A 19,190-nucleotide genomic window follows, 5' to 3' on the forward strand; every position below is an offset into this window, starting at 1 on the left:
AGGCGCTCAGGGGGTCCCGCCCGCAGCGCTGTTCCCGACCGTCACGGTGCGCACGACCGGCGGCACGACCTCGGTGTGCTGCCCGGCGCCGGGCCGGTCGGCGACGGACGTGCCCCGGTCGGTGGCCGGCGCGCTCGCCGGCAGGCTCAGGGCGAGGACGGTGACCCCGACGCCGAGGCCGATCATCGTGCCGGTCACCCCGCGGCGGAGCCAGCGGGCGTGACCCGGCCGGTGGGGCCGGTGCTGGGGCTGCAGGTCGACCGACCAGGCGCCGGTGCCGTCGCTGACGGTCAGCCCGGTCGGGCCGGCCGCCAGGCTGCCGGGGCCGCCCATGGGGCCCGGGACGTCGGTGGTGAAGGGGATGGCGCACAGCCGCGACATCAGGTCACCGGGGACGGCGACGTCACGCGAACCGTGCAGCGCCTCCTTGGCCTCGCGCTGCGCCTCGACGGCCAGGCGGCACTGCAGGCACCCGGAGAGGTGGCGCGCCGCGCGACCGGCCGGGCCGGCGGGCAGCTCCCCGTCGACCAGTGCGGCGATCGCCTCCTGCGCCAGGTGGCTCTCCGGGATGCTCATGCCGGGGCGCCTCCGGCCTCGACGGGACGACGCGGAGCGAGGTGCGCCAGCGCCTGCCGCAGCTGCACCCGACCGCGGTGGATGCGGCTGCGGACGGTGCCGAGCTTGATCCCCAGGGTCGCCGCGATCTCCTCGTAGGTCAGGCCCTCGATGTCGCACAGGACGACGGCGACGCGGAACTCCGGGGAGAGCGCGTCGAGCGCCGCCTGCACCTGCGGGTCGAGGTGGGTGTCGGCGTAGACCTGCTCGGGGCTCGGGGCGGTGCCGGGCAGGCGCTCGGTGTCCTCGGGCAGGGCGTCGAAGCGGATGCGCTGGCGCCGCCGCACCATGTCGAGGAACAGGTTCGTGGTGATGCGGTGCAGCCAGCCCTCGAAGGTGCCCGGCGAGAAGTCGGCCAGCGAGCGGAAGACCCGGACGAACGTCTCCTGGGTCAGGTCCTCGGCGTCCTGGGCGTTGCCCGAGAGCCGGTAGGCCAGCCGGTACACGCGGGCGGAGTGGTCGCGGACGACCTGGTCCCACGTCGGAGCCACCCACGCCGCCTCGGGCGCGGGGCCCTCGGGCACGACGGCGGGCTCGGACACGTCCTCAGGATCGCAGACCGGCGGCCCCGACACCTCCCCGGCAGGGGTGGGCTCGGTGGACGCGGCTCGCTTCAGGCGCACGAACCGATCAACGGACGACGGAGGTGCCGGTGTTCCCGAGCACACCGGCTCGCAGGAAACCCACAGGAATGCCCGGCGGCGGGGCGCGGCCACTACCCTCGCCCGGTGATGAGCGCCCAGCAACCGCCGCCGGGAGGCGGCTCCGAGGGCGCCGCCTACGCGGACCGGTTCGCCGTCGAGACGCCCGAGATGGTCACCGCCCGGGCCAAGGCCGCACGCCTGCCGGGCTCCCCGCCGGTCGAGCCCGCCGTCGGCGCCACCCTCGCCGTCCTGGCCGCGAGCCTGGACGCCCGGTCGGTCGTGTCGATCGGCAGCGGTGGCGGTCTGGCCGGGCTGTGGCTGCTGCAGGGCATGCGCCGGGACGGCGTCCTCACCGCGCTGGACTCCGACCCCGAGCAGCTGCGCGCCGCCAGGACCGCCTTCGCCGACGCGGGCGTCGCGCCCAGCCGGGCCCGGCTGATCTTCGGCACCGCGGGCGAGGTGCTCCCCCGTCTGTCGCCGGGCGCCTACGACATGGTCGTGTGCGACGGCCCGCCGCGGGAGTACGCGGAGCACCTGCCGGGGCTGCTGGGCCTCGTCCGGGTCGGCGGCACCCTCGCGTGCCACGGGCTGCTCGCCGGCGGGCGGGTCGCCGACCGGACCGCCCGCGACCCGCAGACGGTGGCCTGGCGGGAGATCTCCCGAGCCGTCCGCGAGGACGAGACGCTGCTGCCCGCCGTCCTGCCCATCGGCGCCGGCCTGCTCGTCGCCAGCAAGCGCGCCTGACCCGGCCTCAGGTCCGCTCGAGGACGGCGCGCAGCCGGGCCAGGTCCGCGCGGTTCGCCCGCCGGACCGCGGCCGCCATGAACGGCGCCAGGAGCACCGAGAAGCCCGTGGGCCGGCCGCGGTTCCGCAGGGTCATCCGCGTCGTCCCGGCGTCCACCGGCTGCCAGGTGTAGGTGGTCTCCATCGGGAACGGCCCCTGTGCGGTCCGCATGACCAACCGCTCGTCGGGCACCAGCTCGACGACCTCGTAGGTGTAGGCCAGCCGCCTGCCGAGGAAGCCGGCCACGAAGTCCATCCGGGACCCGACGGCGACCGGCGGCGGGGTGCGCCACTCGACGGACTCGATGTTCGCGTACCACTCCGGCGCGTGGGTCGGGTCCCCCGCGTAGGCCGCGACCACCGCGAGCGGACGCTCGATGACGGTCTCGGTCAGCACGTCGACGTCGCGGGGCACGCTCTCATCCTGCGCCGGTGCGATGGTCCCGGCGGAACGGCAGCTCCGCGACCGGCGCCCACGGACCGCCGAGGTAGCGCCAGAGGCCCAGCCCGCGGGCCTGCACCTCGTACCGGACGAACTCCGCGGCCAGCCGCTCCTGCAGCGCCCGCGCGACGGCGGGCTCCACCTTGTTCTGCACCGTCACGTGCGGCGCGTGCTTCTGCCGGTCCTGCGAGGTCAGCCACGGCTGCCACGCCGACACCAGCCCGGCACGCAGCTCGGCCAGCTGCGGTGACGCCAGCGAGTAGGCCACCCCGCGGCCCAGGAAGCGCACGCCGGCCACGGCGACGGGGAACGGCTCCCGCTCCGCCGCCTCCCGCAGGTCGGCGAGCACGGTGTCGAGGTGCTCAGCCGGCAACGCGTGGAACAGCGTCACGTGCGCGGCGAGGAAGTTGCGCTCCGGCGGGAAGTGCTCGGCGCGCAGCCGGTCGAACCGCTCCTGCGCCTCGTCGTCCAGCAGGAGCGTGAGGATCAGCGGCTCACGGGATGGCGCGGGCACCCTTGCCCAGGACGGTCACGCCGCCCTCGCTCACGTGGTAGTGCTGCCGGTCGGCCGCGGGGTCGACCCCGATGCGCGTCCACGGCGGCACCACCACGTTCTTGTCGAGGATCGCCCGGCGCACGTAGGCACCCTCGCCGATGTGGACGCCGTCCATCAGGACGCTGTCCTCCACCCGCGCACCCCGCTCCACCCGGACCCCTGGGGAGACGACGGAGTTGTGCACCGAGCCGCCGCCGATGATCGCGCCGGCGCTGACCATCGACTCCTCCGCGCGACCGCCGAGGACGAACTTCGCCGGCGGCAGCTGCGGGGGCAGCGTGTAGATGGGCCACCGGTCGTTGTAGAGGTTGAACACCGGCGTCACCGACACCAGGTCCATGTGCGCGTCGTAGTACGCGTCGATCGTCCCGACGTCGCGCCAGTAGCCGTGGTCGCGCTCGGTCGCGCCCGGGACGATGTTGGTCGAGAAGTCGTAGACCCACGCCTCCCCGGCCGCCGCCAGCATCGGCATGATCGAGCCGCCCATGTCGTGGACGGAGCTCTCGTCCTCGGCGTCGGCCCGCAGCGCCTCGAGCAGCGCGTCGGTCGTGAAGACGTAGTTGCCCATGGAGGCGAAGCTCTCCTCGGGCGAGTCGGGCAGCCCGGGCGGGTCGGCCGGCTTCTCGAGGAAGCCGCGGACCTTTCCGTCGGCGTCCGAGTCGATGACGCCGAACTCGGTCGCGTCCTTGCGCGGCACGCGCAGGCCCGCGATGGTGACGCCGGCGCCGGTCTGCAGGTGCTGGTCGACCATCTGACCCGGGTCCATCCGGTACACGTGGTCGGCACCGAAGACGACGACGATCTCGGGCCGCTCGTCGTAGATCAGGTTCAGGCTCTGGAAGATCGCGTCGGCGCTGCCGGTGTACCAGCGCGGGCCGAGCCGCTGCTGCGCCGGCACCGGGGTGATGTAGTTCCCCAGCAGCTGCGACATGCGCCAGGTCGTCGTGATGTGCCGGTCCAGGCTGTGGCTCTTGTACTGGGTCAGGACGGCGATCTGCCGGATCTCGGCGTTCACCAGGTTCGACAGCACGAAGTCGATGAGCCGGTACTGGCCGCCGAAGGGCACGGCAGGCTTCGCACGGTCCGCCGTCAGAGGAGAGAGCCGCTTGCCCTCACCACCGGCGAGGACGATGCCGAGAACCCGTGGACCGCCGCGCATGTCACGCAACGTAGCCGTTACACCGGCCGTCCGCCCCACTCACGTCCACGAGGCCACCCTTCAGGGGTCACGCACACCGGGTGAGGTGCTGGAACGGCCACCCTTCAGGGGACCGCACCGAGCGTGCGAGGTGTGGCGGGAAGGGTGGTCCTTCTAGGGTGACGCGCGTGCAGATCGGCATCGTGACCCGTGAGTGGCCACCGGACGTCTACGGGGGCGCCGGGGTGCACATCGAGCACCTCGTGGCCGCGCTCCGGTCGCTGCCTGCGGGCCCGGAGATCGACGTCCACTGCTTCGGCGAACCGCGCCCCGACGCGACCGCGCACGCCGTCCCCGCCGGACTGCGTGACGCCAACGGCGCCCTGCAGGCGGTCGGCGTCGACGTCGAGATCGCCGCGGCGCTCGGCGGCGCCGACCTGGTGCACAGCCACACCTGGTACGCCAACGGCGCCGGGATGCTGGCCGCCCTCGTGCACGGCATCCCTCACGTGGTCACCGCCCACTCGCTCGAGCCGCGGCGGCCGTGGAAGGCCGACCAGCTCGGCGGCGGCTACCGCCTCTCCTCCTGGGTCGAGCGCACCGCCTACCTCGCCGCCGACGCGGTCATCGCCGTCAGCAACGGCATGCGCCTCGACGTGCTCGACGCCTACCCCGACCTCGACCCCGCCCGGGTGCACGTCGTCGGCAACGGGGTGGACGCCGAGGCCTACCGCCCCGTCGACGCCCCCGACGTCGTGCGCGGGCTGGGCGTCGACCCCGACCGCCCCTACGCCCTCTTCGTCGGGCGGATCACGCGGCAGAAGGGCGTCATGCACCTGCTGGCCGCCGCCGAGCAGCTGCCGCCGGAGGCGGGGCTGGTCCTCTGCGCGGGCGCGCCCGACACCCCCGGCGAGCGCGAGCAGGTGGCCGACGCGGTCGCGGAGCTCCAGTCGCGGCGCAGCGGCGTCGTCTGGATCGAGGCGATGCTCCCCCGCGAGCAGCTCGTCCCGCTGATCACCGGCGCCACGGTCTTCGTCGTCCCGTCGGTGTACGAGCCGCTGGGCATCGTCAACCTCGAGGCGGCCGCCTGCGGCACGGCCGTCGTGGCCAGTGACGTCGGCGGCATCCCGGAGGTGGTCGACGACGGCCGCACCGGGCTGCTGGTCCACTACGACCCCGAGGACACCGCCTCCTTCGAGCAGGGCCTGGCCGCCCGCATCGCCGAGCTGCTCGCGGACCCCGACCGCGCCGCCGCGATGGGCGCCGCCGGCCGGGAACGGGTGCTCGCGGAGTTCGGGTGGCCGGCGATCGCGCAGCAGACGGTCGAGGTCTACTCGGCGGTCCTCGCGGGGTAGATTGCCCCTGCCGACTCGTTCGGCGACGCAGGGTCAGCGAAGCCGGTGGGAACCCGGCGCTGTCCCGCAACTGTGATGGTCCTGCGCGGACCGAGCCAGATCGCCTGCCCTGCGTCATGTCACCGACCCTCGCGGCAAGGGTCGCGCATCAGGCGTCGGGCAGCCTCGTGGGCGACGCTCGCCGCCTCCCCAGGAGGCCCTCCGTGCCCCGTTCGCTCCCCCGCCCGCTGGTCGCACTCCCGGTCGCCCTGCTGCTGACCCTCACCGCCTGCGGCGACGACTCCGCCGACTCCGGCACCGCCACCTCGGAGACCTCCGCCTCCGGCGCCTTCCCGGTCACCGTCACCGGTGCCGACGGCGAGCTGACCCTCGACGAGCAGCCGGAGACGATCGTCTCGATGTCGGCCACCGCCACCGAGATGCTGTTCGCGATCGGCGCCGGCGACCAGGTCGAGGCCGTCGACGACAACTCGAACTACCCCGAGGACGCGCCGACGACGGACCTCTCGGCCTTCACGCCGAACGCCGAGGCGATCGCCGAGTACGCGCCCGACCTGGTGGTCCTCAGCGACGACCTGAACGGCATCGTCGACGCCCTCGACGCCCTGTCGGTGCCCACGCTGCTGCTCCCCGCCGCCGAGACCCTCGACGACAGCTACGAGCAGCTCGAGACCCTCGGCGACGCGACCGGTCACGCCGACGAGGCGGACGAGGTCGTCGCGGACATGCAGGACCGCATCGCGGCCGCCGTGGATTCCGTGCCGGCCGAGGCGCAGGGCATGCGCGTCTACCACGAGCTCGACCCGAGCTTCTACTCCGCGGCGAGCAGCACGTTCATCGGCAGCATCTACACGCAGCTCGGCCTGGAGAACATCGCCGACGGCGCCCCGGACGCCACCGGCGGCTACCCGCAGCTGTCGGCTGAGTACATCGCCGGCCAGGCCCCCGGCCTGATCGTGCTGGCCGACACCAAGTGCTGCGGTGAGACCGCGGAGACCGTGGCCCAGCGGCCGGCGTTCGGCTCGCTGCCCGCCGTACAGGACGGGCGGATCCTCGAGGCCGACGACGACATCGCCTCCCGCTGGGGGCCGCGCGTCGCCGACTTCGCCGAGTCGGTCGCCGCGACCCTGCAGGGCTGAGGACGGCAGATCCCGTGACGACGACAGCGCCCGGCACGGCCGGCACGACGGTCCCCGGGCCGCCGCGCCGGCGGCGGGCGTGGCCGGCGGTGGCCGGGGCGGGCCTCGCGCTGGTCCTGGCCCTGCTGGCCGGCGTCTGGGTGGGCGCGCTGCCGCTCCCGCCGGGCGCCGTCGTCGTCACCCTGCTCGACCGGCTGCTCGCCCCGCTGGGGGTGTCGGTGCCGGGTGCGCTCGAGGGCACCCAGGCGGCGGTGCTGATGGAGCTGCGGCTCCCCCGCGTGCTGCTCGCCGCGCTGGTCGGTGCCGGGCTGGCCGTCTCCGGCGCGGCCTACCAGGGCGTCTTCCGCAACCCGCTGGCCGACCCGTACCTGCTCGGGGCGGCCGCCGGCGCCGGCCTGGGCGCCACCGTGGTCATCGCCTGGTCGCCGGTGCAGTCGGTCGGCCCGGTCGGCATCGTGCCCTTGGCCGCGTTCCTCGGGGCGCTGCTCGGCGTGGGCTGCGCGATCGCCCTCGGTTCCGTCGCGGGCGGCTCGCACAGCCCCACCCTGCTGCTGGCCGGGGTCGCGGTCGCCGCCTTCCTGGCCGCGGCGCAGACCCTGGTGCAGCAGGGCAACACCGAGGACCTCCGCGAGATCTACGGCTGGCTGCTCGGGCAGCTCGGCAACTCGCAGTGGTCCGACGTGCTGCTCGTGCTGCCCTACCTCGGCGTGGCCTGCCTGGTCCTCCTGCTCTGCGGGCGGGCGCTGGACGTCCTCGCCGTCGGCGACGACGAGGCCAGCTCGCTGGGCGTCCACCCGGCCCGGCTGCGCCTGCTGGTCATCCTCGCGGCCTCGCTCGCGACCGCCACCGCGGTCGCCGTCAGCGGGCTGATCGGCTTCGTCGGGCTGGTCGTACCGCACATCGTGCGCCGGCTGGTCGGCGGCGCGAACACCCGCGTGCTGCCGATGTCACTGCTGGTCGGCGGCGCGTTCCTGGTGCTGTGCGACCTCCTCGCCCGCGTCGTGCTCGCCCCCGCGGAGCTGCCGATCGGCGTGGTCACCGCGTTCATCGGGGCGCCCTTCTTCGCCGGGCTACTCTGGGTGGGGGCGAGGCGACGGTGAGCCGGCGCAGCGCCGTGCACGCCGCCGGCGGTGCCCGGGTCGAGGTCGTCGGCCTCGGCGCGGCGTACGGGCGCACCCGCGTGCTCGACGGTGTCCGGCTGACCGTCGAGCCCGGTGGCTGGCTCGCCGTCATCGGCCCCAACGGCTCGGGCAAGTCCACGCTGCTGCGGTCGGTCCTCGGTTTCCACCCGCACGAGGGCCAGGTCCGCGTCGACGGCGTGCCCACGACGGGCATGCCGCGCCGGGAGCGGGCCCTGTCGATGGCGTACGCGCCGCAGACCCCGGTCCTCCCCGAGGGCGTGACGACGCGCGACTACGTCACCCTCGGCCGCACCCCGCACCGCCCGCTGCTCGCCGCGCCCCGGGCGGTGGACCGGCAGGTCGTCGCCGACGTCATGGAGCGCCTCGGGCTGACCCCCCTGGCCGAGCGCCAGCTGACCACCCTGTCCGGCGGCGAGCAGCAGCGCGCCGTCCTCGCCCGCGCGCTGGCCCAGCAGCCGCGGGTGCTCTTCCTCGACGAGCCCACCGCCGCCCTCGACCTCGGGCACGCCCAGCAGGTGCTCGACCTGGTCGACCGGCTGCGCCGGCAGGACGGCCTGACCGTCGTCAGCACGCTGCACGACCTGACGCTCGCCGGCCAGTACGCCGACCGGCTGGCCCTGCTCGCCGACGGCCGGGTCGTCGCCGAGGGCACCCCCGCGGAGGTCGTCACCGCGGAGTCGCTGCGCAGCCACTACGGCGCGCGCGCCGAGATCGTGCAGGGGCCGTCGGGCCCCGCCGTCCTGCCCGTCAGGTCCACGGACTAGCGGGCCGGGCGGAACCGCACCACGTCGCCGGGACGCAGCTGCGCCGCCGCGGGCAGGTCCGCCGTCGCGACCACCGCCAGCACGGGGTAGCCGCCGGTCACCGGGTGGTCGGTCAGGAACAGCACCGGTGCCCCGTCGGGCGGCACCTGGATCGCGCCGGGGACCAGCCCCTCGCTCGGCAGCTCGCCGGTGACGGCTCGTTCCAGCCGGGGGCCGCTCAGCCGCAGGCCCACCCGGTCGCTGTCGGCGGTGACCGTCCAGCCCGACCCGGTCAGGGCGGTCCACGCCTCGGGAGCGAGCCAGTCCCGTCGCGGCCCGGGCAGCACGTGCAGGAGCGGGGACGACGACGGCGCACGGACCGGTGCCACGTCGACGAACGGCTCCGCCCCGGTGAGCGTGCCGACGGGCAGCTCGTCGCCGGGACGCAACGGTGCCGGTCCCAGGCCCGACAGCGTGTCGGTGCTGCGCGACCCGAGGACCGGCGGGACGTCGACCCCGCCCCGCACGGCCAGATAGGTGCGCAGCCCTACGGGCGGGACGCCGAGGACCAGCACCTGCCCGGGGCGCAGGGTCAGCGGTGCGGCGAAGGGCGCGGGCCGGTCGTCGACCAGCACGGGCGCCGGCGCGCCCGTGACCGCGACCAGGAGCGTCCGCCCGGCGCGCACCCGCAGCCCTCCGGCCGTCGCCTCGAGCACGGCCGCGGCGTCGTCGTTGCCCACGAGGCGGTTCGCCAGCGCGGCCGCCGTGCGGTCGGCGGCCCCGGACCGGGTCACGCCGATCGAGGCCCAGCCCGGCCGGCCGTCGTCCTGCACCGTGGCGAACGGCCCCGGCGCCAGCACCGTGAGCACTCAGCCCACCTCGCGCAGCCGCACGCGGGTGCCCGGAACCAGCAGGGCCGGGGGGTCGCGGTCGACGTCGAACAGGACGGCGTCGGTGCGGCCGACGAGCTGCCACCCGCCCGGCGAGGCGCGCGGGTAGGCGCCGGCGTACGGCCCGGCCAGTCCGACCGACCCGGCCGGCACCCGGGTGCGCGGGGTGTCGCGGCGGGGGACGTGCAGGTCGGTGGGCAGCCCGGTCAGGTAGGCGAAGCCCGGTGCGAAGCCGCCGAAGGCGACGGTGAGGTCGGCGGCTGCCAGCTCCCGCACCAGCGTGGGAACGTCCCGGCCGGTCAGCGCCGCGACGTCGGCAAGGTCGGGCCCGTCGAAGACGACCGGCAGCTCCACCAGACCCCCGCCGTCCGCCCCCTGGCCGACGTCGACGGACGTCCGGCGCAGGGCGGCGACGTCGAGGTCGGTCGGCTGCCGGTCCAGGACGACGAGCACGGTGCGGGCGGCCGGCACCAGCTCCCGCTGGCCGGGCAGCGGCGAACGCTCGAGCGCGGACCGGAGCGCCGCGACGGCCGGACCGTCGGCCACCTCGACGAGGAGCGCCCGGTCCCCGCAGGGCAGCACGGTCAGCTCCACCCGCCCATGATCGGGCATGCGGGGGAAGCGGTCGCGGCCCGGATGGGATCCTTCTCCCCCGTGACCCTCCCCGCACCGACCACGACCGACACCGCGACGCCGGTCGTCGTCCTCGGCCTCGTCGCCGCGCCCGGCTCTCCCGCCGACGTGGCCGGGTGGCTCGCCGGGGAGCTCGCCCGCGAGCTCGCCGACCGGCACCCCCAGGTCGCCTGGGACGTGCGGCCGGTCGTCGACGGTCTCGTCCAGCCGCCCGCGGACGACGACGAGCTGGTCGACGCGGCCCGCCGGCGGCTGCTGGCCGAGGACTGGGACCTCGTGCTGTGCCTCACCGACGTGCCGCTCGAGCTGTCGCGGCGGCCGGTCCTCGGGCACGCCAGCCCCGTGCACGGCGTCGCCCTCCTCTCCGTGCCCGCGCTCGGCGCCGTCGGCCTGCGCCGGCGGGCCCTCGAGACCGCGACCGGGCTGGTGCGGACCCTGCTCGGCGACGACGACGCCGACGACCCGGACGACGCCGCGCTGGTGGGGCGGCGGCTGCGCGAGCTGGCGACCGACCCGGCCGACGCCGAGCAGGGCGTTCGCTTCACCGCCCGCGTGCTCTCGGGCAACCTGCGCCTGCTGGTCGGCATGGTGCGCGCCAACCGGCCCTGGCGGCTGGCCGCCCGCCTGTCCCGTGCGCTGACCGCCGCGATCGCCGCGGGCGTGTTCGCGCTGGTCACACCCGACATCTGGCGCCTGGCCGACAACTTCGGCTGGCTGCGGCTCACGGTGGTCGCCGTCGGCTCGGTCGCCGCCACCGCGGTCACCCTCGTCGTGGGCGCCGAGCTGTGGGAGCGCGCCCGCAGCCGGCGGGTCCGCAAGCAGGTCACCCTGTTCAACCTCGCCACCGGCGCCACGGTGCTGATCGGCGTCCTGACCCTCTACGCGGCGCTGTTCCTCCTGGCGCTGGCCGGCTCGGCCCTGCTCGTGGTGCCGGACCTGTTCGCCGACGGGCTCGGCCACCCGGCGCGCGTCCCGGACTACCTGGAGCTGGCCTGGCTCATCAGCTCGCTGGCCACGGTGGGCGGCGCACTGGGTGCCGGGTTGGAGAGCGACGACGCGGTGCGCCAGGCGGCGTACAGCTACCGGCCCGATCGCGCCGTTGCCGAGGTCTCGGGCGACTGACCCGGCCGGTCCCCCGATCGGGCGAGGCCCGACGCTCCCGCGCGTCAGAGCGCGAGCGCTGGCTCAGAGGCGGTCGAACGTGGCACTCCGGCCTAGCGCCGTCGGGGTGTGCCGCGCACCCCGCGGGCGGAGAATCAGGCATGACCATCGCCGGCCGGTTCGCGGCGGCGCTCGACGACTCGGACGCACCCGACCTCCGCGGGCCCGAGCTGCTGCCCGTGCGGCTGGCCCGCGCCAGCGCCCGGACCCTGGCGGTCGACGACGCCGGGCTCTCCCTGCTCGACGCGGAGCACCAGCGGGTGCCGCTCGGCGCGAGTTCCCCGGAGGCGGCGACGGCCGAGCGGCTGCAGTTCACCGTCGGTGCGGGGCCGTGCATGACCGCGCAGGAGACCCGCCAGCCGGTGTTCGCCACCGAGGAGGACCTGCGCCGCCGGTGGCCCGCCTTCGCCGACCTGCTGCTGGGTTCGACCTCCTACCGCGCCGTGGTCGCCCTGCCGCTGCAGCCGGCACTGGCCGGCGCCGGCGCGATCGACCTCTACTTCCGCGACCCGGACGACGTCCCTGGCCTTGACGTGTTCGAGGCGCTCGCCGTCGGCGAGCTGGTGAGCTCGGCGCTGAGCGAGGCCTCTGTCTGGTCGACCTGGGTCCCCGGCCAGGGCCCGGAGTGGCTCCAGGGGCCCGCGCCCCGGCAGCGCGCGGCGGTGTGGGAGGCGATGGGCAAGGTCGGCGTCGAGCTGGAGCTGGACGCCCCCGCCGCGCTGGACCTCATGCGGGCGCGCGCCTACGGCGCCGGCCGGACCATCGAGGACGTCGCCACCGATCTGCTGTCCGGCACCCTCCGCGCGGCCGACCTCCTCGCCCCGGACAGCTAGGCCGGCAGACCCACGAACGACCGCACCGTCACACCGGCGTCGGTGAGCGCCGTCCGTACCGCCCGGGCCAGCTGCGCCGCCCCGGGGGTGTCCCCGTGCACGCAGATCGACTCGACGGGCATCGGCACCGTGCTCCCGTCGACCGCGGTCACCACCGCGTCGGTGACCATGCGCACCGCGCGCTCGACGACGGCCGCCGGGTCCTCGGCCAGCGCTCCCGGCTCGTGCCGGGGCACGAGCCGGCCCTCGGGCGTGTAGCCGCGGTCGGCGAACCCCTCGGGCACCGGCCGCATGCCGGCCGCCCCCGCCGCGCGCAACAGCGCCGAACCGGGCAGGCCGAGCAGCGGCAGCCCCGGGTCGAAGGCCAGGACGGCGTCGACGACGGCCTGCGCCTGCGCCTCGTGGGTGACCGCGGCGTTGTAGAGCGCCCCGTGCGGCTTGACGTACGCGACGCGGGTGCCCTCGGCCCGCGCGACGCCGTCGAGCGCGGCCAGCTGGTAGAGCACGTCCGCGGCGAGCTCGCCCGGCTCGACGTCGATGAACCGCCGGCCGAACCCGGGCAGGTCGCGGTAGGAGACCTGGGCACCCACGGCGACCCCGGCGGCCGCGGCCCGCGCGCAGACACGGCGCATGGTCCGCGGGTCGCCGGCGTGGAAGCCGCACGCCACGTTCGCGCTCGACACGACGTCCAGCAGGGCGTCGTCGTCACCGAGCCGCCACACGCCGAAGCCTTCCCCCAGGTCGGCGTTGAGGTCGACGGCGGGCCCGGGTGTGGTCACCGGCGCAGTCTCGCACCGGAAGGTGTCGTACCCCCGTGGTGCTGTACGGGGCGATGAGCACCGCCGCCCCCTCCGACGTCAGCCGGCTCCTCCAGGTCCGTGACATCTACGCCGAGCCCGCCGCCCTCGACTCCCCCCGCGGCCGCGACGTCCTGGCCCGCTTCCCCGATGCCCGGGTGACCGAGGTGCCCTCGCACTGGCAGATCCCCGACCTCCACGGCAACGCCGGCAACGTCGACCGGTGGGTGCGGGTCAAGACCGAGACGCTGGTCCTCGGCGTCAAGAAGTCGCTGTCGGCCCGGCCGAACGAGCGCTCGTCCAACTGGATCGCCCCGTCCACCGCCAACGGCTGCGCCATGGCCTGCGCCTACTGCTACGTGCCGCGGCGCAAGGGCTACGCCAACCCGATCACCGTCTTCACCAACATCGAGCAGATCACCGGCTACCTGCGCCGGCACGTCTCCCGGCGGGGCGCCAAGACCGAGCCCGACCAGTGCGACCCGGTCAGCTGGGTCTACGACATCGGCGAGAACAGCGACTGCTCCGTCGACGCGATGGTCAGCGACAACGTGGCCGACCTGATCGGCACGTTCCGCGAGCTGCCCACGGCCAAGGCGTCCTTCGCGACCAAGTACGTCAACCGGCAGCTGCTCGACCTCGACCCGCAGGGCCGCACCCGCGTCCGCTTCTCGCTCATGCCTGACGCCGACGCCAGGCTCCTCGACGTCCGCACCAGCCGGATCGCCGAGCGCATCGCCGCCGTCGACGACTTCGTCGAGGCCGGCTACGAGGTGCACCTCAACCTCTCCCCCGTGGTGCTGCGGGACGGCTGGGAGGCCGACTGGACGGCGCTGCTGACGCACCTGGACGACGTCCTCGCCCCCGTCACCAAGGCGCAGGCCGCCGCGGAGGTCATCTTCATGACGCACAACCGCGACCTGCACGAGGTCAACCTCGGCTGGCACCCACGGGCCGAGGACCTGCTGTGGCGGCCCGAGGTCCAGCAGCCCAAGCGCAGCCAGAACGGGCAGTGGAACGTCCGCTACCGCAACGACGTCAAGCGGGCAGGCGTGAACCGGCTGCAGGAGCTCATCGCCACGCACGCCCCCTGGCTGCGGGTGCGCTACGCCTTCTAGCCGTTCCTATCCGGTCTGGCCGGTGTCCTGGTGGGCGGCGCCCACGGGCTTCGACTCGGGAGAGCCGCGCTGGCGCAGGTAGACGCTGAAGATGGCCATCGACCCGACCGCCAGCATCTCCGACTGCCAGTTCTGCAGCGTGCGGTTCCAGAAGTCGGCCCGGCCGAGGTAGCTCACCCAGGTCACCGGGTCCTCGTGGCCCATCAGCTGCTCGTTGTTGAACGCCGACCAGCCCGCCACGGAGGACGCGGCCCAGGTCAGCAGGAACAGCGCGCCCATGACGAAGCCGAGGGACCGGGAGAAGACCGTCGTCCGCCAGCCGCCGGCCTTGACCCACGGTGGTGAGTCCTCCTGCGCGTGCTTCCCGACCTGCTGCTCGCGGTCGCTCTCCATGCCTGTCTTGTGTGCCTCCTTCGACTCCGCCGACCCCAGCTGGACCAGCCACACGGTGGCGAAGACGTAGAGGAAGAACTGGAGGTACTCCGACTGCCAGTTCTCCATGACGTCGACGGCGAAGGACGACGACGTGACGAAGCGGCCCAGGGAGATCGCCTCGAGACCTTCGGACATCCGCTGGTCGTTGACATCGGCGACGCCGGCGAAGGCCTGGCCGACCAGGCTGGCGACGAACAGCGCCCCGAAGCCGAGGCTCAGGCCGTTGAGGGTGAGGAAGCGGCGCACCGGCTCACCGCCCCAGGAGGCCGAGCGCCGTGCAGTAGGCGATACCGATCAGGATGACCGCCAGGTACGCGTAGTAGACGGCCCGGACCCCTCTCACGACGCCTCCACCTCGCAGTCGTACGGCCGGTCCTCGCCTTGCGGGGTGCAGCCCGCGGCGCTGACCCGCCACCCCTCGGCGGTGTGGGTGAGGAACAGGGTGTCGTCGGAGAGCCGCACCTGCGCCTCCGCGCCCCACACCTCGACCGACGTCACCTCGCCGGCACCGACGGGCACCTGCTCGATCGCCTCGGTGCAGGGCTCGGCCTCGTCCTGCTCGAGCGACGTCAGCGTGGCCGGCGCCAGCAGGTCGCACCGGTCGGTGGGGTCGCCCGCCGCGAAACCGGCGCCCACCCGTTCGACCTCGTCGGCCGCGAGACTGCCGCAGCCGGCGACCCCGAGGATCGCCAGCGCGACCGCCGCCATCCGACACCCGCGCACCCGTGCCAGCACTCTCGACGCCTCCTCCCGAGCTGGGGACTGACCCCGCGCTACCCCTGTTGCGTCCGGCGACAAACGGTCGTCACCCGTTCGGCCGACCCGCTCCGGCTACCGTGGCGGCGTGGCTCGGGTGGCGGTCGTCGGCGCGGGCCTGGGCGGTCTCGCGGCCGCCGCCCGCCTCGCCGCGGCCGGCCACGGGGTCACCGTGCTGGAGCAGGCGACGACGGTCGGCGGGAAGCTCGGGACCCACGAGCGCGACGGGCACGTCTTCGACACCGGGCCGTCGCTGGTGACCATGCCGCAGGTCTACCGCGACCTCTTCACCGCCACCGGCGGACCGCTGGAGGAGGCCGTCGAGCTCGTCCGCCTCGACCCGGCGGTGGCCTACCGGTTCGCCGACGGCACGCGGCTCGACCTGCCAGGTCGGCCCGCGGCCATACCCGGGGCGCTCACCGACGCGCTCGGGCCGCGGTCGGGACGAGAGTGGACCGCGCTGATGGAGCGAGCCGCGGCCATGTGGCGGATCAGCGAGGAGCCGTTCCTGCGCCGTCCGCTGCAGGGCGCGGCGACCCTCGCCCGGCTGGCCCGCAACCCGGCCGACGTCGCGACCATCGCCCCCTGGCAGACGCTGCGCGGGCTCGGCGCACGGCAGCTGTCCGATCCCCGCCTGCGGATGCTGCTCGACAGGTACGCCACCTACTCGGGCTCCGACCCCCGGCGCGCGCCGGCGGTGCTGGCGACGGTGCCCTACGCCGAGCAGGCGTTCGGCTCCTGGTACGTCCGCGGCGGGCTGCACCGGCTGGCGCTGGCCGTGGCCGAACGGGCCGAGAGCCGCGGCGCGGCGATCCGCACCGGCACGTCGGTGCGCCGCGTGCTCGTCGACGGCGGGCGCGCGGCCGGGGTGGAGCTCGCCGACGGCTCGCGCGTCCCGGCCGACGTCGTGGTCTCGGGGGTGGACGCCGCGGCGCTGTACGGCGACCTCGTCTTCGGGGACGGGCGGGCCGGCGGTCCCCGGCGCGACCTCGCACGGGCGACGCCGTCCCTGTCGGGCGTGGTCCTGCTGCTGGCCCTGCGCGGCCGGACGCCGGGTCTGGCCCACCACACCGTGCTCTTCCCCGAGGACTACGACGCGGAGTTCGACGCCGTGTTCGGCTCCGGCCCGTTCCGCGGAGCCCCCCGGCCGGTCGCCGACCCCACCGTCTACGTCAGCGCCCCTGACGACCGGGAGCTGCGGCCCGACGAGGACAGCGAGTCCTGGTTCGTGCTCGTCAACGCCCCGCGGCACGACCCCGCCCGGGGGATGGACTGGGACGAACCGGGGCTGGCCCGCCGGTACGCGGCCGACGTGCTGGACGTGCTGGCCCGGCGCGGGCTGGACGTCCGGGACCGGGTGCGCTGGTGCGAGGTGCGGACACCGGCCGACCTGGCCCGCGCCACCGGCAACCCCGGCGGATCGATCTACGGCTCGTCGAGCAACGGCACCCGCGCCGCCTTCCTGCGCCCGGCCAACGCCTCCCCCGTACCCGGCCTGTTCCTCGTGGGCGGATCGGCCCACCCCGGCGGCGGGCTCCCGCTCGTCACCCTGTCCGCCGAGATCGTTGCGGGCCTCGTCGGCCCCGCCTGAGAAGGTGTCGCCGTGCGCACCGATCCGCCGGACTCCGGCTCCGAACGCGACCTGCTCTCTGCTTTCCTCGACTTCCAGCGCGAGACCGTGCTGCTGAAGACCGAGGGTCTGAGCGCCGAGCAGCTGGCGCGGACCATCCCGTCGTCGTCGCTGACGCTGGCGGGCCTGCTCAACCACCTGGCCCTCGTGGAGGACTCCTGGTTCCAGGAGCGCTTCGCCGGGAACCCCGAGCGCGAGCCGTGGGCCGGCGTCGACTGGGACGCCGACCCCGACTTCGAGTTCCGCACGGCCACGGAGCTCGAGCCGGCCGAGTTGCGAGCCCGCTACGTCGAGGCGTGCGCCCGCAGCCGGGAGGTGGTCGCCGCGGCCGCGAGCCTGGACGAGCTGTCGGCCGGGACGTCACGCCGGACGGGGAACCGCTGGGACCTGCGCTGGGTGCTGCTGCACATGATCGAGGAGACAGCGCGGCACGCCGGGCACGCCGACCTGCTGCGCGAGGCGATCGACGGCTCGACCGGCGAGTAGCGCCGGCCGAGCCGTCGCTCAGTCGAGGACCGTCTCCTCCTGCTCGACCGGCGCCCCGGCCTCCAGCCAGTGCAGGAGCGTCCGGACGCCGAACCCGGTGCCGCCCTTGACCACCTCGGCGTCGTCGGAGCCGGCCCGCGCCGGCCCGGCGACGTCGAAGTGCGCCCACGGCAGGTCCCCGGCGAACGGCTGCAGGAACAGCGCGGCCGTGGTGCCGCCGGGGTTGCCCGGCGCGTTGTTGGCGTCGGCGACGGCGCTGTCGAGCAGGTCGCGGTGCTCCTCCAGCAGCGGCATGCGCCACGACGCCTCCCCCGCCTGCGCCCCGGCCGTGCGCAGCGCGTCGGCGAGGCCGTCGGTGGTGGCGAACAGGCCCGCCGTCTTCGTGCCGAGGGCGACCTTCATCGCCCCGGTGAGCGTGGCGACGTCGACCAGCACGGTCGCGCCCAGCTCCAGGCGGGCGTAGGCCAGCCCGTCGGCGAGCACCATGCGGCCCTCGGCGTCGGTGTTGAGCACCTCGGTCGTGCGCCCGCCCACGTGCCGGACGACGTCGGCGGGGCGGTAGGAGGAGCCGGACACGGCGTTCTCGGCGGCCGGGACCACTGCCGTCACCGCCACCGGCAGCTCGAGGCGCGCGGCGGCGTCGACCACCGCGAGGACCGCGGCGCCACCGGCCATGTCGGTCTTCATCTCGCGCATGCCGGCGTTGGGCTTGATCGAGAGGCCGCCGGTGTCGAAGGTGATGCCCTTCCCGACCAGGACCGGGTGCCCCGGACCCGCCGACGGGTGCCGGTAGGCGGCCACCACCACGCGGGGCGCGGTCGCCGACCCTCCGCCCACGGCCAGGACGCCGCCGAAGCCGCCCGCTCGGAGCTCGTCCGGACCCAGGACCGTCACCTGGACGTGCGGCAGGCCGGACAGCCGCTCGACGGCCTGGTCGGCGAGCCAGGCCGGGTTCTTCACGTTGCTCGGGGTGTTGGTCAGGTCGCGCGCCCAGGCGACGGCCCCGGCCGTGACGCGGCCGGCCTCGACCGCGGACACGACCGCCGGGTCCTCGGCGTCGGCGGCGACCACGGTGACCGCCGCCAGCCGTGGCGGGTGCGGCGTCGACAGCTCGCGGAACCGGTAGCCCGACAGCAGGGCGGCCTCGACGGCGGCGCGCACCTCGACGGCCCCCGCCGGGGCGACGGTCGTGTCCAGGGGCAGGACGAGCCGCTGTGCACCGTGCTCGGCCAGCGTCTGCGCCCGGCGCACCGCGGTGGCCACGTAGCCCCGGAGGTCGGGCAGCGTGCCCTCCCCCACCCCGACGGCGACGACGCTGCGCGGCCGCCGTCCGGCGATCGGGATGTTCGTAACGGTGCCGGCCCTGCCCCGGTTGCCGGTGTCGGCCAGGGCACCGGCCAGCAGCTCGGGGCTGACCGGCGGGTCGGCGGAGACGTCGAGCCAGGCCGGCAGGGCCCCGCCGGCCCCGACCGGGACGGCGAGGACGTCCTCGGGGCCGAGCGCCGGGACGACGGAGACGATCTCGACCCGCGGCAACGGCGCGGCCCCGGTCGCCGGCGAGCTGCCGACGGCCGGGGCCGTGTCGTTCGCGGGGCTGCCCGGGGGCAGGCTCGCGGAGGTGCTCAGCTGGTCGCGCCCTTCAGTGCCTCCGACAGCGCCGCCGCCTCGTCGGGCGACAGCTCGACGACCAGGCGACCGCCCCCCTCGAGCGGTACGCGCATGACCAGGCCGCGCCCCTCCTTGGTGACCTCGAGGGGACCTTCACCCGTGCGCGGCTTCATGGCCGCCATGCGTGCCTCCTTCATCGGCCCATCACGCCTGCCGGAGCAGGAGCGTGGGCGTCCGTCGCTGCTGTGCGCTCTGCACCAATGATCCCGTATGAGCGCCGTCCGTC

General features: G+C 75.2%; 22 protein-coding genes and 1 riboswitch. Of the genes, 10 read left to right on the forward strand and 12 right to left on the reverse strand.

Annotated elements, in window-relative coordinates:
- Positions 1-6: 6 nt before the first annotated feature.
- Both ACI78T_RS13360 and sigE read right to left on the reverse strand, forming a co-directional pair.
- Complete coding sequence (locus ACI78T_RS13360; RefSeq protein WP_456558591.1) at positions 7-576, reverse strand: anti-sigma factor family protein; 570 nt, start codon at positions 574-576, stop codon at positions 7-9.
- Positions 573-1,157 (reverse strand): RNA polymerase sigma factor SigE, encoded by a 585-nt coding sequence (gene sigE / locus ACI78T_RS13365; RefSeq protein ID WP_456558592.1) that lies wholly within the window; start codon positions 1,155-1,157, stop codon positions 573-575. Before sigE ends, ACI78T_RS13360 begins: the two co-directional genes overlap by 4 nt.
- A gap of 189 nt (positions 1,158-1,346) precedes the next feature.
- Between sigE and ACI78T_RS13370 the strand changes: the two genes are divergently transcribed.
- Positions 1,347-2,003, forward strand: coding sequence for an O-methyltransferase (locus ACI78T_RS13370; RefSeq protein ID WP_456558593.1), 657 nt, complete (start codon positions 1,347-1,349; stop codon positions 2,001-2,003).
- Positions 2,004-2,010: 7 nt separating this feature from the next.
- Here ACI78T_RS13370 and ACI78T_RS13375 read toward each other — a convergent pair whose 3' ends face one another.
- The 3 genes from ACI78T_RS13375 to glgC are packed head-to-tail and all read right to left on the reverse strand — an operon-like array spanning position 2,011 to position 4,199.
- Positions 2,011-2,457 (reverse strand): SRPBCC family protein, encoded by a 447-nt coding sequence (locus tag ACI78T_RS13375; protein ID WP_456558594.1) that lies wholly within the window; start codon positions 2,455-2,457, stop codon positions 2,011-2,013.
- Between the two features lie 4 nt (positions 2,458-2,461).
- On the reverse strand, positions 2,462-2,998 hold the full coding sequence (locus tag ACI78T_RS13380) for a 2'-5' RNA ligase family protein (protein ID WP_456558595.1): 537 nt from the start codon (positions 2,996-2,998) through the stop codon (positions 2,462-2,464).
- Positions 2,979-4,199 carry a glucose-1-phosphate adenylyltransferase gene (gene glgC / locus ACI78T_RS13385; RefSeq protein WP_456558596.1) on the reverse strand — a complete coding sequence of 407 codons (1,221 nt, stop codon included), beginning with the start codon at positions 4,197-4,199 and terminating at the stop codon, positions 2,979-2,981. The genes ACI78T_RS13380 and glgC overlap by 20 nt, the downstream gene beginning before the upstream one ends.
- Positions 4,200-4,366: 167 nt before the next feature.
- Between glgC and glgA the strand changes: the two genes are divergently transcribed.
- The 4 genes from glgA (at position 4,367) to ACI78T_RS13405 (ending at position 8,578) form a co-directional block, all read left to right on the forward strand.
- Positions 4,367-5,533: a glycogen synthase gene (glgA, locus tag ACI78T_RS13390; RefSeq protein WP_456558597.1), complete on the forward strand. Its 1,167-nt coding sequence runs from the start codon at positions 4,367-4,369 to the stop codon at positions 5,531-5,533.
- A gap of 13 nt (positions 5,534-5,546) precedes the next feature.
- A riboswitch (cobalamin riboswitch) is annotated at positions 5,547-5,659 on the forward strand.
- A gap of 77 nt (positions 5,660-5,736) precedes the next feature.
- A complete protein-coding gene (locus ACI78T_RS13395; RefSeq protein ID WP_456558598.1) occupies positions 5,737-6,672 on the forward strand; it encodes an ABC transporter substrate-binding protein in 936 nt (311 codons plus the stop codon).
- A 14-nt stretch (positions 6,673-6,686) separates the two neighbouring features.
- Positions 6,687-7,772 (forward strand): FecCD family ABC transporter permease, encoded by a 1,086-nt coding sequence (locus ACI78T_RS13400; RefSeq protein ID WP_456558599.1) that lies wholly within the window; start codon positions 6,687-6,689, stop codon positions 7,770-7,772.
- Positions 7,769-8,578 carry an ABC transporter ATP-binding protein gene (locus ACI78T_RS13405; protein WP_456558600.1) on the forward strand — a complete coding sequence of 270 codons (810 nt, stop codon included), beginning with the start codon at positions 7,769-7,771 and terminating at the stop codon, positions 8,576-8,578. Before ACI78T_RS13400 ends, ACI78T_RS13405 begins: the two co-directional genes overlap by 4 nt.
- Here the strand turns inward: ACI78T_RS13405 and ACI78T_RS13410 are convergent.
- Positions 8,575-9,426, reverse strand: a complete 852-nt coding sequence (locus ACI78T_RS13410; protein WP_456558601.1) for a 5-oxoprolinase subunit C family protein — start codon at positions 9,424-9,426, stop codon at positions 8,575-8,577. The genes ACI78T_RS13405 and ACI78T_RS13410 overlap by 4 nt on opposite strands.
- The gene (locus ACI78T_RS13415; protein ID WP_456558602.1) at positions 9,427-10,041 is read right to left on the reverse strand and encodes a 5-oxoprolinase subunit B family protein; all 615 of its coding nucleotides are present in this window, start codon (positions 10,039-10,041) and stop codon (positions 9,427-9,429) included.
- Between the two features lie 60 nt (positions 10,042-10,101).
- Here ACI78T_RS13415 and ACI78T_RS13420 point away from each other — a divergent pair, with 60 nt between their 5' ends.
- Positions 10,102-11,202 carry a hypothetical protein gene (locus tag ACI78T_RS13420; protein ID WP_456558603.1) on the forward strand — a complete coding sequence of 367 codons (1,101 nt, stop codon included), beginning with the start codon at positions 10,102-10,104 and terminating at the stop codon, positions 11,200-11,202.
- Positions 11,203-11,342: 140 nt separating this feature from the next.
- Positions 11,343-12,074, forward strand: a complete 732-nt coding sequence (locus tag ACI78T_RS13425) for a GAF domain-containing protein (RefSeq protein WP_456558604.1) — start codon at positions 11,343-11,345, stop codon at positions 12,072-12,074.
- Here ACI78T_RS13425 and ACI78T_RS13430 read toward each other — a convergent pair.
- A complete protein-coding gene (locus tag ACI78T_RS13430; protein WP_456558605.1) occupies positions 12,071-12,853 on the reverse strand; it encodes a LamB/YcsF family protein in 783 nt (260 codons plus the stop codon). The two genes, ACI78T_RS13425 and ACI78T_RS13430, sit on opposite strands and share 4 nt — an antisense overlap.
- Before the next feature lie 35 nt (positions 12,854-12,888).
- On the opposite strand from ACI78T_RS13430, the gene ACI78T_RS13435 reads away from it, so the two are divergent.
- On the forward strand, positions 12,889-13,989 hold the full coding sequence (locus tag ACI78T_RS13435; RefSeq protein ID WP_456558606.1) for a spore photoproduct lyase family protein: 1,101 nt from the start codon (positions 12,889-12,891) through the stop codon (positions 13,987-13,989).
- Between the two features lie 6 nt (positions 13,990-13,995).
- Here ACI78T_RS13435 and ACI78T_RS13440 read toward each other — a convergent pair whose 3' ends face one another.
- A complete protein-coding gene (locus tag ACI78T_RS13440) occupies positions 13,996-14,670 on the reverse strand; it encodes a DUF6766 family protein (protein ID WP_456558607.1) in 675 nt (224 codons plus the stop codon).
- A gap of 93 nt (positions 14,671-14,763) precedes the next feature.
- Positions 14,764-15,132, reverse strand: coding sequence for a hypothetical protein (locus tag ACI78T_RS13445; RefSeq protein ID WP_456558608.1), 369 nt, complete (start codon positions 15,130-15,132; stop codon positions 14,764-14,766).
- A 136-nt stretch (positions 15,133-15,268) separates the two neighbouring features.
- Here ACI78T_RS13445 and ACI78T_RS13450 point away from each other — a divergent pair, with 136 nt between their 5' ends.
- Positions 15,269-16,771: a phytoene desaturase family protein gene (locus ACI78T_RS13450; protein WP_456558609.1), complete on the forward strand. Its 1,503-nt coding sequence runs from the start codon at positions 15,269-15,271 to the stop codon at positions 16,769-16,771.
- Between the two features lie 12 nt (positions 16,772-16,783).
- Positions 16,784-17,296, forward strand: coding sequence for a DinB family protein (locus ACI78T_RS13455; RefSeq protein ID WP_456558610.1), 513 nt, complete (start codon positions 16,784-16,786; stop codon positions 17,294-17,296).
- 18 nt (positions 17,297-17,314) lie between these two features.
- Here ACI78T_RS13455 and ACI78T_RS13460 read toward each other — a convergent pair whose 3' ends face one another.
- Both ACI78T_RS13460 and ACI78T_RS13465 read right to left on the reverse strand, forming a co-directional pair.
- Positions 17,315-18,832, reverse strand: a complete 1,518-nt coding sequence (locus ACI78T_RS13460; RefSeq protein ID WP_456558611.1) for a leucyl aminopeptidase family protein — start codon at positions 18,830-18,832, stop codon at positions 17,315-17,317.
- Between the two features lie 86 nt (positions 18,833-18,918).
- A complete protein-coding gene (locus ACI78T_RS13465; protein WP_012947303.1) occupies positions 18,919-19,086 on the reverse strand; it encodes a DUF3117 domain-containing protein in 168 nt (55 codons plus the stop codon).
- Positions 19,087-19,190 lie beyond the last annotated feature (104 nt).

It is taken from the genome of Blastococcus sp. SYSU D00922 (assembly GCF_054050495.1).